Annotated in this window: 18 protein-coding genes and 1 pseudogene; 2 read left to right on the top strand and 17 right to left on the bottom strand. The window is 37.6% G+C overall.

Annotation, left to right across the window (positions count from 1 at the left end):
• The first annotated feature begins 56 nt into the window (after positions 1 to 56).
• The gene (locus ACZ47Z_RS00375; RefSeq protein ID WP_054753653.1) at positions 57 to 1,124 is read left to right on the top strand and encodes an undecaprenyldiphospho-muramoylpentapeptide beta-N-acetylglucosaminyltransferase; all 1,068 of its coding nucleotides are present in this window, start codon (positions 57 to 59) and stop codon (positions 1,122 to 1,124) included.
• A gap of 130 nt (positions 1,125 to 1,254) precedes the next feature.
• Here the strand turns inward: ACZ47Z_RS00375 and ACZ47Z_RS00370 are convergent, their stop codons facing one another.
• Positions 1,255 to 1,818 (bottom strand): RNA polymerase sigma factor, encoded by a 564-nt coding sequence (locus tag ACZ47Z_RS00370; RefSeq protein WP_054753651.1) that lies wholly within the window; start codon positions 1,816 to 1,818, stop codon positions 1,255 to 1,257.
• A 13-nt stretch (positions 1,819 to 1,831) separates the two neighbouring features.
• Positions 1,832 to 2,239, bottom strand: coding sequence for an HIT family protein (locus ACZ47Z_RS00365; RefSeq protein ID WP_054753649.1), 408 nt, complete (start codon positions 2,237 to 2,239; stop codon positions 1,832 to 1,834).
• A gap of 186 nt (positions 2,240 to 2,425) precedes the next feature.
• On the opposite strand from ACZ47Z_RS00365, the gene ACZ47Z_RS00360 reads away from it, so the two are divergent.
• The gene (locus tag ACZ47Z_RS00360; protein WP_015527655.1) at positions 2,426 to 3,169 is read left to right on the top strand and encodes a sensor histidine kinase; all 744 of its coding nucleotides are present in this window, start codon (positions 2,426 to 2,428) and stop codon (positions 3,167 to 3,169) included.
• A gap of 4 nt (positions 3,170 to 3,173) precedes the next feature.
• Here ACZ47Z_RS00360 and ACZ47Z_RS00355 read toward each other — a convergent pair whose 3' ends face one another.
• The 15 genes and pseudogenes from ACZ47Z_RS00355 to ACZ47Z_RS00285 all read right to left on the bottom strand — a co-directional run bounded on the left by ACZ47Z_RS00355 (position 3,174) and on the right by ACZ47Z_RS00285 (position 15,038).
• Positions 3,174 to 3,794, bottom strand: a complete 621-nt coding sequence (locus ACZ47Z_RS00355; protein ID WP_464525744.1) for a rhomboid family intramembrane serine protease — start codon at positions 3,792 to 3,794, stop codon at positions 3,174 to 3,176.
• A 70-nt stretch (positions 3,795 to 3,864) separates the two neighbouring features.
• Positions 3,865 to 4,713: a DUF6382 domain-containing protein gene (locus tag ACZ47Z_RS00350; protein WP_464525743.1), complete on the bottom strand. Its 849-nt coding sequence runs from the start codon at positions 4,711 to 4,713 to the stop codon at positions 3,865 to 3,867.
• Positions 4,701 to 5,099 carry a TadE family protein gene (locus ACZ47Z_RS00345; protein ID WP_020437070.1) on the bottom strand — a complete coding sequence of 133 codons (399 nt, stop codon included), beginning with the start codon at positions 5,097 to 5,099 and terminating at the stop codon, positions 4,701 to 4,703. Before ACZ47Z_RS00345 ends, ACZ47Z_RS00350 begins: the two co-directional genes overlap by 13 nt.
• Entirely contained in the window at positions 5,086 to 5,562 is a 477-nt protein-coding gene (locus tag ACZ47Z_RS00340) for a prepilin peptidase (RefSeq protein ID WP_464525742.1), read from the bottom strand. Before ACZ47Z_RS00340 ends, ACZ47Z_RS00345 begins: the two co-directional genes overlap by 14 nt.
• Positions 5,550 to 6,347, bottom strand: a complete 798-nt coding sequence (locus ACZ47Z_RS00335) for a hypothetical protein (RefSeq protein ID WP_055145145.1) — start codon at positions 6,345 to 6,347, stop codon at positions 5,550 to 5,552. Before ACZ47Z_RS00335 ends, ACZ47Z_RS00340 begins: the two co-directional genes overlap by 13 nt.
• Positions 6,348 to 6,471: 124 nt before the next feature.
• A complete protein-coding gene (locus ACZ47Z_RS00330) occupies positions 6,472 to 7,842 on the bottom strand; it encodes a DUF5702 domain-containing protein (RefSeq protein ID WP_464525741.1) in 1,371 nt (456 codons plus the stop codon).
• 91 nt (positions 7,843 to 7,933) lie between these two features.
• A complete protein-coding gene (locus tag ACZ47Z_RS00325; RefSeq protein ID WP_020437074.1) occupies positions 7,934 to 8,113 on the bottom strand; it encodes a Flp1 family type IVb pilin in 180 nt (59 codons plus the stop codon).
• Positions 8,114 to 8,144: 31 nt separating this feature from the next.
• Entirely contained in the window at positions 8,145 to 9,416 is a 1,272-nt protein-coding gene (locus ACZ47Z_RS00320; RefSeq protein ID WP_464525740.1) for a type II secretion system F family protein, read from the bottom strand.
• A complete protein-coding gene (locus ACZ47Z_RS00315; RefSeq protein ID WP_195937470.1) occupies positions 9,406 to 10,161 on the bottom strand; it encodes a type II secretion system F family protein in 756 nt (251 codons plus the stop codon). Before ACZ47Z_RS00315 ends, ACZ47Z_RS00320 begins: the two co-directional genes overlap by 11 nt.
• A pseudogene (locus ACZ47Z_RS00310) lies at positions 10,109 to 10,471 on the bottom strand (CpaF family protein); the annotation flags it as partial. The pseudogene ACZ47Z_RS00310 and the gene ACZ47Z_RS00315, both read right to left, overlap by 53 nt.
• Before the next feature lie 145 nt (positions 10,472 to 10,616).
• Positions 10,617 to 10,913 (bottom strand): hypothetical protein, encoded by a 297-nt coding sequence (locus ACZ47Z_RS00305; RefSeq protein ID WP_054753699.1) that lies wholly within the window; start codon positions 10,911 to 10,913, stop codon positions 10,617 to 10,619.
• A gap of 107 nt (positions 10,914 to 11,020) precedes the next feature.
• Entirely contained in the window at positions 11,021 to 11,401 is a 381-nt protein-coding gene (locus ACZ47Z_RS00300; RefSeq protein ID WP_054753624.1) for a TnpV protein, read from the bottom strand.
• Positions 11,402 to 11,421: 20 nt separating this feature from the next.
• Positions 11,422 to 11,811, bottom strand: coding sequence for a DUF6262 family protein (locus ACZ47Z_RS00295; protein ID WP_464525739.1), 390 nt, complete (start codon positions 11,809 to 11,811; stop codon positions 11,422 to 11,424).
• Between the two features lies 1 nt (position 11,812).
• The gene (locus tag ACZ47Z_RS00290) at positions 11,813 to 13,105 is read right to left on the bottom strand and encodes a tyrosine-type recombinase/integrase (protein WP_464525738.1); all 1,293 of its coding nucleotides are present in this window, start codon (positions 13,103 to 13,105) and stop codon (positions 11,813 to 11,815) included.
• A 202-nt stretch (positions 13,106 to 13,307) separates the two neighbouring features.
• On the bottom strand, positions 13,308 to 15,038 hold the full coding sequence (locus tag ACZ47Z_RS00285) for a tyrosine-type recombinase/integrase (RefSeq protein WP_195250354.1): 1,731 nt from the start codon (positions 15,036 to 15,038) through the stop codon (positions 13,308 to 13,310).
• Between the last annotated feature and the right edge of the window lie 11 nt (positions 15,039 to 15,049).

Genomic DNA, 15,049 nt, shown 5'->3' with positions numbered 1-15,049 from the left:
GTGTTCTCAATTTACTTCGAACAGTAGCACTCTACACTAAATCTGGAGGTTAATTTATGAAGCGAATTATATTGACCGGCGGCGGTACTGCCGGACATGTCACTCCGAATATAGCCCTGATTCCAAAGCTTAGAGAATTAGGCTATGATATTCAATACATAGGTTCTTACAATGGAATTGAAAAGGAACTGATTGAACCTTTTGGAATTCCATATCATGGAATTTCTTCTGGAAAGCTGCGCCGTTATTTCAGTCTGCAGAATTTCACAGATCCATTCCGTGTGATCAAAGGCTTTGGTGAAGCCCGTAAGTTAATCAAAGGCTTAAAGCCTGATGTTATTTTTTCTAAAGGCGGATTTGTTTCGGTTCCAGTTGTTCTTGCTGGAAAGCGATGCAAAGTTCCGGTCATTATTCATGAGTCTGATATGACACCTGGCCTGGCAAATAAACTGGCAATTCCATCTGCTGTCAAAGTCTGCTGTAACTTCCCGGAGACGTTAGATGCTCTTCCGGAGGGAAAAGCTGTTCTTACCGGTTCTCCGATTCGTCAGGAACTTCTTACTGGTGATAAGGATGCTGCCAGAAAGATGTGTGGCTTTACAGATGAAAAGCCTGTCATTCTCGTAATCGGCGGAAGTCTTGGTGCTGTAGCTGTCAACGAGGCGGTACGTGCTGCCCTTCCTGAACTGCTGAAACAGTTCCAGATCATCCATCTCTGCGGAAAAGGAAAGGTTGATGATTCTCTGAAAGAAATCAAAGGCTACTGTCAGTTTGAATATATCAAAAACGAACTGCGTGATCTCTTTGCTCTTGCAGATGTTGTTATCTCACGTGCCGGTGCGAATGCAATCTGTGAACTGCTTGCTCTTAGAAAACCGAATCTTCTGATTCCGCTTTCTGCCCGTGCAAGCCGTGGCGATCAGATTCTTAACGCACATTCTTTCGAACGTCAGGGATTCAGTCTTGTAATCGAGGAAGAACAGCTTACGAATGCAACGCTTTTGGATGCAGTTCATAACCTGTACGAAAACCGTGAGCAGTTCATAAATGCAATGCACAATTCTGGACAGCAGGATCCGATTGCTACTATTATCGGCCTCATTGAAGAAGCTGCCACAAAATAGTGTAGTTCATCTACCAGCAACACTCTTCATAAAACTACAGTATTCAAAAAGATACCGGGAAACTATCAGCACCACTGTTCCTTATACACTTTTTCTTTGTACATTGAACAGTAAACATTTGGTTTTGCTCTTAGTCTTCCCGGTTCATTTCTTCGTACTCCGTTCCGTACTTTTTCTTAATCCATTTCTTTGCTCTGTGCAGAAGACTATGAAGCACTTCGAGTCGAATGCCCATTAATTCTGCTGCTTTTGCCTGAGGCATCTCCATGTAATATACAAGAACAATGGCATCGTACCATCTTTCATTCTTTTCCATCAAATTGGTGAAAATCTTTTCATGAAGCTCTAATCTTTGTTTCTGAAGATCATCTTCCAGAAATTGTTCCTCTGCACTGTATACCTGTGCTTCATATTTCTCGGTATCCTCTTCACTGTCCCAATTCTCATCAATCTCGAAAATCTCCCGGCTATGCTTTTTCCTGTAATTTAATGCCGCATTTTTTGCCGTTGTAAACAGCCATGAAGAAATATTTTTCTTCTTCATGCTGTCATATCCCATATACAGTTTCAGAAAAGTGTCTTGAGTAATATCTTCCGCTGCACTATAACTGCCTGAATAAGTATATGCCGCTTTTAGAATGAGATTTTTATATTGTTCATAAATCTCATTGAATTCGCGATTTTCTGTTAACATATCTTCTCCAGTACTATTTTAATTTTTCAAGTATCTCTTTCTTATCTTCTTCTGTAAGTTCTCCCATATGCCATCCGAGACCTACATTGTCATTCTTATATCTTGGGATTAAGTGCATATGGAAATGGAATACCGTCTGTCCAGCTGCCTCTTCGTTGTTCTGAACGATATTATAACCATCACATCCAAGTACATCTGTCATCTTTGTAATCATCTTTTTTGCCAGGCAGATTGCTTTTGAAGCTGTTGTCTCGTCAATATCATACAGATTGCGGTAATGATTCTTCGGAAGGATCAGCGCATGTCCTTTTGATGCCGGTCCAAGATCCAGAATTACTCTGAACTCCTCATCCTCATACAATGTTGCTGACGGAATCTCTCCATTTGCTATTTTACAGAAAATACAATTATCATCTCTCATGATCTTTCCTCTTTCCATTTTATTTTATCTGTAGTATAGACCATTTTTCAGAAAAAGAGAATACATTTTTTAGACAACAGGTCGAAAAAGGTCGAAAATAGTCGAATGATTTTTATTGAATGCTGTTTTCGGTGGTGCTACACTCTTACCGAACTCAAGAAAATCTAACTATTAGGAGTAAGTATTATGTTAACAAATATCGATCTTGAAAAAATGAACCACCTGATGGAAACAAACAAAGATGCAAAAGAGATTATCACACAGCTTCTGAAGAACCATGATGCTGCTGTTGCTACAATTGCGCATGAGATCCGCAATCCTATGACGGTTCTTTATTCTTCCATGCAATTAATGAGCTCTCTTTATGCTGAAACTGCTAAAGGTTCCTGTGTCTGGGAAGAATGCATGGATGGCGCCAGACATATGTGTGATTTGCTGGATGATCTGACAGAACTCAACAACGGAAACCAGTTAAATCGTGCTTCCTTTCCTCTCGGACATGTTCTTCGCAACTCTGCTGTTCTGTTCGCCATGTCTCTCAACTTTGAAAAATCAAAGATTGAGATGACTTCCAGTATTGATAAGAATATAAAAAGGTTCAATGGTGATCGCACCAAATTAGAGGAAGTCTTCTTAAACATACTTACAAATGCCAAAGATGCTCTTGCCGATTGTAAGTATGCCCCACGTCTGCAGTTTCGTGCAAAGAAGCTTGACGATAAAATCCTGATTCAATGTCAGGATAACGGCTGTGGTATTCCGACTGAAATTGTTGATAAGCTTTATGAACCATTCTTTACGACCAAAGAAAACGGTACTGGTCTTGGTCTCGCAGTTTCCAAAAGAATCATTGAAGCACATAATGGAACAATCGACATTACATCTGACCATACCAATGGAACAATCGTATCGATCACACTTCCTGCGTAAAATATCAGATATCGTTAATATCAGATACCGTTAGGATCTTTTGATTTTTTCTTCGATAGGTTAGCAGCGCTGTCAGGAAACCGCAAATCAATCCGCCTACGTGAGCCAGATTATCTACGCCTGTACTTGTAAATCCAAAATAGAGACTCAGTACAACCATAATCAGCATGCCTCTTCCTGACAGTGTTCCCAGCCTTCCCCTGTTCGCAAATACAATCCAAAGCAACCCTCCCATTAGTCCGAAAATTGCTCCCGATGCCCCGGCAGATACAATCTGTCTGTCGTTCATGGTATTCCAGTACAAAGACAGCAGATTACCACCTATTCCACTGATAAAATAACAGAGCAGAAACCGAATTTTACCGGCCTCTTTTTCAAAAATCGATCCAAGTGCCCACAAAAGCACCATGTTATTTAATAAATGTGAGATTCCAAAATGCAGAAAAAGACTGGTAAACAGCCGATAGTATTCCTGATTTTCTATAATATATGGTTCATACATTGCTCCATGCTGCAACATAAAATAACCATCCTCAGTCCGTCCGATCATCGTAAGAACAATAAACACCAGAATATTGATTCCTATCAACGTGATCGTCATTATTTCTTTTGGTCTCTCTTTCATTCTTTCTGACTCCCTTTTGACTTCTATGATATGTTTTTGAATCTGCGTATACTATACCACATCCCATATATCATTCATAGTCATCAGCTTCCGTTATCAGATCTTCCCATTCTCCCCATTTTCCAGACTTAAAGCGTTTTGCAAATTTCTTGATCGGACCATATCTCTTTTCTTCCATCACTGCATAATTCTCTCTCGCCTTGTTATAATAGCTGTTTTCCTGTACCTCAATGTTTTGATTTTCTTCCATTTCTCTTCTGTCTTTTTCTCTCTTACTTTCTTCTCTGATCTTCTCTTCTTTGAACTTTTCTTCCCTGTTTTTTGCTTCTTCCTCATACTGCTGCAGTATGCTTTCCAGATCATACGTTTCTTTTAGCGTTTCTTTGTGAAGCATACAGGCAAGTTGAATACTCTCCAAATCCTGATAATCAACTTTCCTTACAAAATACTCCGTCAGCTCATGATAAGACACCTGCCAGGTCTTCTCATTCTCTGGAAAAAAACAGAAAAAATAGTTTTCATTCTTTTCGAAAATATATTTTTCTGAAAGCACCAGATAATTTGGTTCTAACATATAATCTTTCATTTTTTCCATAACACTGAGAAATTGTCTTGTCAGTTTTAATATCTCTTCTGCTCTGATATCTTTATTTTTATAATACGTTTCCAACGACTGTGCATGCCCTGTATGATAATAATATCTACTTGCACCTTCCATTCCACATCCACTTACTCTCAATAATCCGGGAATCCGATTATTCTTAAGCATCCGCATCTGATAATTCTCCCGATACGGTTGTACGCTGTCTATTATGATTTCAGATTCTGCCACTCTGCTCTGCTGATTTGTCTTTTTTTCTTCCATCTGATTTTCTTCTCCCTTCACTTTTTCAGCTTTACAGAAATCTATTTTTTCCATCTGACTTTTTCTTCTGGTTTCACCTTCGTTGCACGTTGTATCAGATGAATCTTCATTCGTCCTTTTGATGCAAAAACTTCTACCTCTATTTTCTTCCCTGATAGATCAACTCTGGTTGTTATATTTTCCAGAAAAATCAATTTTCCACTCGTCCTTTCTCGGAAAAAAGCATCCAGATCTGCGTCTTCTATCTTTTTCCTGTCCATTTCAACTCCTGTCACAGCCGTTTCCGCTGCCGCTGCGTTTAAAATTGCCTTATCATGAAAGTAAAAAATGATCGTGATGAGCAGAAAAAATAGAATTAAGCAAAAAGGAATAAGGTAAGACATCTCTACCACTGTACTTCCTTTCACGTATTTTTTCGTATATTTTTCAGTAAACTCCACCAATCATGCCTCCCAGATAAGCAACTGTCAGAAATGGAATAAATGGAAATGAATTTTTTCTTGTATACTTCTTTCGTGCGATCATAATTCCTCCGTAAACAGATGCGATCAGAAATGCAGCAAACAGAATCCAAAGAAGATTCCATCCCCCAGATAAAATTCCAAGGATCAAAATTAATATGCTATCTCCGTAACCAAATGACTCTTGTGTGAACCAACTAAAAAAAAGAAATACACCTCCACACAATCCACCGGCTACCATCATCCTGAGTTCTCCTTTGCTACATAGTACCTGACATAAAACTGCAATCGCAAGCAAAATCAAAAGACTTCTTACACTTACTTTCTTCCAACGAATATCTATCACAGACAAAATCAACAGATACACTGCTATAATAGCTTGAAAAAACATCCATAGATTTTCCCTTCCATTTTGCCCGAATACATTCATTATTTTGCACATTTAGAACATCCTCCTCTTCCTGCTACTTCGCTTTTATGAACTGCACGTATTGTTCTCTTCAGAGAACTGCAATTCAATGAGTTGTGATACCGGTTTCCATAACTGGTAATATATACACCATTCATTGCCTGTCCATAAACACATTGCTCACATTTATGGTATTTTCCTCCACCTTCATTTCTCATATTTTGTAATTCTGAGTATTGAACATATTGAATAGATAATTGAAGATAGCTGCACTGATAATCTGAATGCCATACTGTTCCTTTTTCTGTGATATAGACAATCTGTCCGTCTTCATTTCCCTTTCTATCTTTTTGATAACCATTCCATGCACTGACTTTAAACTCATCTTTCAACTTCACCGAAGGACTTTTCATTAATGGAACCGGAATCTTTATCTTGTACTCGATAACAACATTTATCTCTTCTGTTCCCGGAATCCAATAAGACTTCCAGCAACTGATAGCTGATGTACCACCATTCAGAATACTTCTCTCAATTCTTTCTTCTCCAATCAGATTCACCAAATCTGATTTTAATTGAATTGTATTCAATACAGGAAGGACAGCCGTTGACTCTGCTGCCTGTTTGGCTGCATCACTTCCTGCTGCATGGATGCAGCCTCGTATACTCTGGATTTCAATTAAAAAAATCAAACTTAATACTGCAAACATAAAGAGGGGAACTGCAAATGCAGCTTCTATTGTTACACTTGCTCTTACCCCCGGTGCAGATGCCCTTTCTCTTGTTGGACTGGTATTTTTTACCTGTTTATTTGACATCGCAGCTTTTCCTTTCTAAAGTGTGTGGGTTTCCTGCAAGAGGGATTGCAGGATTCTGAGTGTACGTTTTGGGGTGTACAAAAGAAGGTCTGAAAGGGCATCTGCACCGGGGGTAATTCTGGCTTCATTCATATCCGAAATAAACCGGATATTGGTAATTTAGATTTTTATAAACGATTATCTTATTCTGTATTTCTAATTTAGTCACACATTGATCTGCCTGAAACAAAATATGTTTGGAATGGAATGCCTCTTCTACACAATCTAAAGTCCGCATTGTAATTTCCGGCACTGATTTCAAAAAGAGAAACATCCTGATATAATCGGAATATCCGACTCCTTCTCCGGAATCATTTCCCCTTACACTTCCACCATCTGTCAGAAGAAGTGGCAGCTGTGACAGAGAAACAACCCATTTATCTGCACTTTTTACCAGTGGAACTTTTCTTCCATCCAAAAGACAACGAAGATCCATAACACTTTCTCCTCCTGCCCACGCAACAAGTATCATCTGTTTCAAAGCTTCTACCGCTTCAGGCATCAGTAGTAGTGCAGATATTGTCACAGCCAGCGCTTCTGCCTCTGCCACTCGTCCCATATCCTTTGCCAGACAACTATAATTTCCTGATATTCTCAGAAGAAAAAGACGAAATAACACGGATTCCAGATTTTCTTTATCTGATCCTTTTCCTTGTAGAATATATTCCAGTTCGTATGCTAAAGCATCCGAACGATCAGACTGCCATTCCTTCTCTCCACTCTCATCCGTTCCTTCTGATTGTTCTGAATCCTGCCGAAATGCATAGCCGAATGTTTTGAGAAGATATTCGTTGTACAGAAGTTTCTCCGTTGTCTGATCAAGTCCTTTTCTTGTTGGAAATGTCCCATATCCTTTTTTCAAAGTTCTCTTTGATGCCTGCCCCGACAAATCAACACTCTTTTCAGATACTTTTTTTCCTTTCGGAATCACAACAGAAAGAATTCCTTCTTTTTTTATCTTTTGCATAATACGAAACGGATTCTCCTCATCTGGCAGACTTGGACCTTCTTCCACATCTTCTCCTTCCGTTTGACTGCCGGATGCGTCAAGACTGTCATTCACCCGTTCCATTGCATCTGTCATTTCATCTGTTTTCTTTTCCATATCAGATTCTTCTGTCTCTGTCTGTTCCCATTTCTCTGTTGTTCCGGTAAACTTTTTAACCAGATCCATTCCATACCTTTGTTCCATATAAGCCAGCACTTGTTCTCGAAATGCCTGTCCGGATTGATCTGTCAAATACTGAATTCCCTTGATTTGATGATCTGTAGAACCAGAATTGTAATAATGCAAACGCTGGATCAGATTTTCTTCTTCATAATTTCCTGTCCTGTAACCAAGATCAATTCCCAAAACATGATATTGTTCCATAAGTTCCTGATGATATTCTCCGAAAACGGAATAGATTGCTCGATCTGTGTCAATTCTGCTGAGATTTTTTGATCCTTGAATCACAGCAGACTCTAGAATTCCAAAGATAAATGAAAGTAACAAAGTAAATGATAAGCTTAAAAATACAGTAATTTCGCCTTTTGCGGACCACATGCTATATGCCGGAGCTTTCTGATGTCACTTTCTCAAAAATCGTAGTGATCAAACTAATCAACTGTTCTTTAAAAATCAACAGAAGCGCAATTAATATAACCAAAATTAAAACCAGTTCAATTGTTGTGATTGCGGCAACATATTTCTTATCTTTATTTTTTCTTATCAATAATTTTCTCATCTTGTATCTCTCCTTCTTTTCTCTCTTTTTCTCAAATCTGAATCGTCAAAAACGCTGGAACAGTCACGATCACGAACACGACTGCCAACATAAGAAACAACGGTATCATCAACTTTGTTCCTGCCTCTTCACCAAGTTTCTTTGCCATATTTTTCCGTTCCTCAAAAGCTTCCTGCGCCTCTCTTTGTAACAGATTCGTCAATCCCTTGGTTCCTTTTCTTAAATTCTGACTTAAAAGCATTCCGAACTTTCGGTAAACCGGACTTTCGCACCTCCTTCCAAATGCCTCGTAGCATTCACTTTCCGGTCTTCCATTCTTCAGTTCATTCATTGTATATCTCATCTCTTCATACACTGTTCTTTCTCCAAGATAGTGTTTCTCTTTGTCATATTCTTTTACAATTTGGATCCAGGCTCTTCTCACTGTCATTCCTGCCCCTATATACAGACTGAATTTATTGATCAGCTGCGGATAATCAAACTGCATCTGCCTGATTTCTTTCTTTTGTTGTTCTTTCTGCTTTTGTTTCTCTGCTGTAAACTGGAATACAATCATCACTCCGCCAAGCAAAAGAATTCCAAATGCTCTCATTTCCTTCACAGGCTTCCAGGATAATTTTCTTCCATCTACCTGATCTGGCAATATCAGGTAATCCTTTTCCCGCTGTTCCTGATCTGCTTTTTCTACTTCCTGGGATATCTTTTTCAGAACACCTTCCTTCTTTGACAACGGTGTGGAAAACAGGTGTGCATAAAATTCACAGGACATTTTTTCCTCATCATATCGAAGGACAGCGGTTAATTTGACGAGTGTTCCTTCTTCCGTCAGCTTCTCCTGCTTTAAAACACCTCTGCTGTTCATAACCTCGTAGTTATCAAGTTCCCATGACACGCTGATTCCCGTATGTGGAATTTCCATAATAAGATTCAGGTCTGACCTGACCTCATCCAGACTTTTGTTTTCACCAAGGATCTGAGCCGGAAGTTCTTCTGCCGCCTTAGAAAGCTGTTCTCTAATCTCTTCTTTTGCATACTTCTTTTCCGAAATCTGAACCTTCATCTTCTCTTTCCACTCGCCTGTCTCCATCTGGATTTTTTCTGTCTTTTTTCCTTCTCCCTGTCCTTTTCTTTCCAAAATCCGGTTTCCATTTTCATCCTGTGCTAATTGACGATGATTATCTGTGACATACACTGCACTAAACATTACGATTGACAATAAAAGAACGATTCCGGCCTTTTTATAGATTCCATATTTTCCTTTGTCAGGCTGAAGTACTTTTTTCCACTTCTTGTTAAATCTCAATCTGTAGAATCCTCCTTCCAAACCTGTATGCTCCAAGATAAAGCACAAGACAAATGCTCATTACGATACATCCGGTCCATGTACCATACAGGACACTTAAGAATTCACCAAATGTCATCTTCATGTAGAGAATCATTATAAATGGGATTACGCTCATGATTTCAAATTCCAGCTTTTTCGCAGCCAGCATGGTCTGTATCTCACGTTCTGTATCGATCTTCTCTCCGATTGTTCTGGCCGCATCTCTGATAATTGCAATTGAATCCCCACCACTGACCTTAGCTGCTGCATAAACTGTAATAAAATTCGTCACATCCTCCTGCTTTACTTCAGCCGCAAATTCATTCAATACGGTTACAACTGACAGATTCAGATCCAGCTTCCTTACCATCTGACCATATTCTTTTCGAATCCTTGTATTCGCATCATACATTCCGATCAGATCACGATTTGTTTCCCTGATTGCATTCTCTACAGAATATCCTGCCTTAAGTGCCCCTGCCATTGTCTGAATACTATCTCTGAACTGCCTCCTGAATTCCTGTTCTTTTCCGATTGCTTTCTCTTCCATCCACTCCTTCATGTATAAGAACCATAACGGGAACAGGAGAATTGCCGGAAGTATCGATTCATAAAACAAATACAAAATCAGAAGAAATCTCACCGTACATTTTATGATTCCGACAGTATATTCAGATGGTGTGATATCCTGCAGCCAGGAGTTTTTCTTTATTCGTGATTTCATTTTTCTTCATAAGGCATCCCTGTATCTTTCCATTCTTCATCCCCTCCTCCTTAAATTCATAAAGAACCTTTGTCTGGATCCTTCCATCTTCATAACCTTCCACTTCTACAATCTGCAAAACCTTTCTTGTCTTATCTCGAAGTCTTCCAAGATGAATGATAATATCAAGTGCCGATGCAACTTGTCTTTGAATTGCCTGTAACGGAAGATCAATCCCCATCAGCATCATTGTTTCCAGTCTGTGTAACATATCTGTTGGATTATTGGCATGTCCCGTTGACATTGAACCACTGTGACCATTCAACATAGCCTTTATATGGACTCCCTATGCCCTCATCATGCATAAATGCAATATCTGTACATAATATACAATGTATATAACGTTATTATCTTGCCATTTCACAGCTGCAAAAAGAAAAGAGAGCCTTTCACAGCCCCCTTTCATATCGACTTTCTCATTCATTTGTCATACTCAACAGTTTGTCAACCAATGTCTCTAAACTTTTTCCCAAAAATGGGATAAAGTTTGGTATTGCACCAAATCCCATCCCAATTATTATCATTCGACCACATTCTCTTGCAGATTCCAATGCAAATCCATAACTCAAAACACCTGTCAGAATAAATATAATTGATAAAAAGTAAAGCAAAATATTTCCCAGCATCATCGGAATTTTTAATAACCAGCGAATCAATGTCATTACTGCAAGAATCAAATATAAAAACACTTTTATTATGTACTTGACCAACATTTTTAATCCCTCATTTTTTATCTTTCCAGACTGCAAGAACCTTGCCATCCAGACTTCCACTTTTTTGCTATCCGGACTGCAAAATTCTTGCTATCCATTACAGATCATTATCCTTTCGTGTATATCATTTCCGTCAAAATCATCTCTTCTGCATCATGATAAATGCTATTCATCCTTCTTGTCCATTCCATGTTGTCCTGCCTTTTTAATTTCTCTGTAATTCCTTGTTTCTCCATCATCTGTTTTACTAATTGTTCTTCCCTATCCCTTGCTTCTGCATCAATCTGATTCAAATGCTCGACAAGTGTTCCTTGTAACAACAATATTTGATATTTTGCCTTTCTGTGTTCCTGTAAATAGCTTTTACGAAGCATCCCATATTTCCCATAAGTTGGTTCGATATCTGCAAGTGCCAATTCCGGCAAATAATAATCACCACATAACATATAAGTAAGTCCATTTTTCTCATCATAAATTTCGTTCTGCATAAAATATTCTCCTTTTCTTTCTATAATTGGTCGTACATCTTCAACAGTGTTTCCTTTTTCATTTGACTATATTTCACTTGTAATTCTTCATATTTTTTCTGAAGATTTTCATATTCATTTTTCGGAACACTATCGGATAATTTCTGTTCTAAACTCTTAATCCGTGCTTCCTGTGCTTTTGCAATAGCATCGCTTTTGGGATTTTGCAATATCATTCCCTGTTGCTTTTCCTTCAATTCCATCATGAACTGTTTTACATTCGGATTATTATAGAAAAAACCTCTGGAAAGTCCTGTTAGTTTTGTAAGTTCAGCAACTGAAATTTTTATATTTTTTCTATACATTGTTTCAATAGCTGTTATTGCTGTTTCCGTCATTTCCGCACTTCTTTCTTTTGCCAGTGCTACCATTTTATCGTGTTTCTGCATTTTCCTTTTCCCTCCTGTATTGTGCTAATAATTCATTCATTTCATCTCGTACAGCCTTTGTATCCTCCGCTAATGCTTCGTTTCTTAACCGCCGATAATGTGGTATTGTTCGAGTATCCTTATGCCCCAACAGCCTTGCAATGCTATCATCATCTAATTTCATCTCTGTAAGTTTTACTCCAAAAGTATGTCTAAAACGATGTGTACGAAACTCAAAATAATTTCCATTATCATCCCTGATATCATTTTCATAAATCATGATATTTACATGATATTTCAGCATTGAATCTGTATATAATTTTCCATTATCTTGCAGAAAAATATATTCTGAATCTGGATGCTCCTTTTCTGAAACTTCTATTGCTTTTCTAATCAATTCTACCAGCTGATCGCTGACTGGTCTTTTGTATTTCCTTGTTTTCTGCTGGAGAATAGTTATAAAATAATGCCCCGATTTCTCAGATAAGCAATCCCTTCGCAAAGTCAACGTATCCTCTATTCTTGTACCGAGCATTTGATGTATTATTAAACATCTGCCTAACTGTGGCTTTAATTTTGTTAATGCACAATTAAATCTCCTGATTTCTGCATCTGAATACGCTTCTGGTAAGGCGTTGTCATATGCTCTGCAATCACTGGACAGAAAAAGGTTGCATAACTTTTCTATTTCCAGTTCACGCCCAATTTCATCCAGCAGATTATCCAAAACCGACAGTTCTGTCGTGTAACTGACTGATGTAAGGCCTGTATCCGTTTTTATATAAACCAAATAATCTTCTATCATATCCCTGCTAATTTCTGTAAAATGCTTTACTTCTGGAAAACGATCATACATGAAACTAGCAAACCGACGGAATCCACGCAATTCGCCTTTTATACTACCCATTGCTTTTGTCTGGCAGTGGCTATACAATATTTTCTTTATTATCTCTTTAAATTCTTTCTGCCTGATCTCACGAAAATCTAATCTATATCTTCCCCGAATCGGATTACTCCTTGGCACAATATCTAACTTTCTCATATCCCATACATCTTTTTCATTTTCTGGAATATCTGCTGTTTTACACTTCACAACATACTCATAATACATTTTCAAAAAAGAAACCTGAGCGCTACTTTGTTGCTCAACATTCCGCCTATCCGGTCTATTTCTTCTAACGTACAGCGCCAATCCTTTTTTATATAAAAATGCTTTATAGCTTCTCTCCAGTTCTTCCCATTTTTTATCAGTGATGCTACTACAACTCGTACACTTCTCATTCAGAAATTCTTTCAACAGATCAAATCTGTAAATATCATTTACTGCTGTTGATAATGATAAACGTCTACATCTATCATCGATATACCCATAAATCTCATCCTGTATCTTTTCATTATGAATCTCTGATATGTAGTACACCCTGTTTTCCTTCCATTTCAACCCAGCCAACTGTTTTTCTGTAGCTTGTTGATAACAGTCATAAGAAATCAAATTAATATTACCTTTCATCATCTTCTGCTCCTTTCAATTTAAATGACTGATTTTTTGAAAAATATTTATCTTCAGCCGATACAATACGTTCCGGCATGAAATCAATGTACTGTTTTGTCATATTCTCACTTGAATGTCCCAGATAATCTCGTACCCCTTGTATAGAAACTCCATTTCCGTACATTGAAGTTGCAAGGTTATGTCTGTAATCGTGTGCTCTAAAAATATAATCTCCGCAGGCAATCCCACGGACCTTACACTCCCGAATCATCTGATTTGAAAATGTCTGTCCATTAAATGCACCACCTTTTTTATTCTTGAATAAATACTCCCCATTTTTTATTCCGTACTTTTTTTCATAATCGTTCACCAGTTCAACCAATAAACTGGGAACAGGAATGACTTTTTCCCTCCGCATTTTGCTTTGATATATGCGCATCCAATTCTCATTGCCTTGTGAATAAAAGGCTCCCGATTTTATTGTACAAACCTCGCTTTTCCTAATTCCTGTACAAAACAAAATCAAATACATCAACTGTAAATGCTCTGGGAATGCCGGCAGCTCCTTAATCAGATGAGCAATTGTTTTTTCTGGAACACTTCTTTCATTGTGTTCTGGAAAACCTTTTTTTAAAAATCGTTCCGGATAAAACTTCAACACTTCAATATTTTTCATTTTCAAAAACTGTAGAAATGTATGCATATGAGTGATATGTCGGTTAAAAGTGGAATATTTAATATCGGACTCATTCAAAACAGATACATAATCCGCTATATCTTGTATCTCCAGTTCAGTTACTTTCTTACTCTGTCCATCCAGATATTTTAAAAATTGTGAAATAAAACATATTGTATTTCGGATATTTGATAAAGACAGATCAGATATCCCGACTAAATATTTTGCGTATAATTGTAAATACCAACGATTTTCTTTTTCGTAAATATTAATAAATGAAAGGCTTTTAACAGGTGAACTGGCATTGATTCTTGATTTATCAAACTGAAACCTCTCCATATACCAGATACACGCTCGCCAATTTGTCTCTGAATCTGTCAGAAATAACGTTCTTCTCGCAAACTCAACAATCTTAGAAGCCTGTTTTTTTATAATTTCCGACTCCTTGTTTAAATACAGATAAAATCTGTTTTCGTCTGCCTGTTCCATTTCTTCAATATCATCTATTCCGTACTTATCGCAAAACCGTATAAGTGCTTTTAATGGTTCTAAAAAATATCTTCGATGTCTTTGTACCTTATCCATATTCAGAATTTCACACAGCAATATTTTTGTCTGTCGCACCAACTGTGATGAATGTATCCTCGTTAAGTCCCATAACAAATCATTCTTATCAACCACCTGACGGAAAGATTGTGCTTTCTTCTTATTGGGGACATACAGCAAAAACAATTTGTCTTGCTTAAAAAACTCCTGTTCTACAGAGAAGGGCTTTCCTTGTGAATAGACATCCGGCATATTTTCTATTTTTAAACGATCAAATAAGCTCAGTAATTCCGCTTTATATTTTTCTGAAATATCCTCTTTTTCAAGAGAATCCATATACATTTTTCTCGTTTCATAGTTAATATCTGCAGTACACTGTATATCTGTATACTGAAAAAATTTGTATAACCGGTTATAGTATTTTGCTTCTCCAGTCGTAACTAAAGATATTTCTTCCTTTAATTTCTCAGATATTTTTTCCTGATATAACTTCGGAACAATTTTTAATACTGCCAAGGTAATCCCTC

The organism is Mediterraneibacter faecis, assembly GCF_055383675.1.
This window is presented reverse-complemented; position numbering and strand designations above follow the sequence as displayed.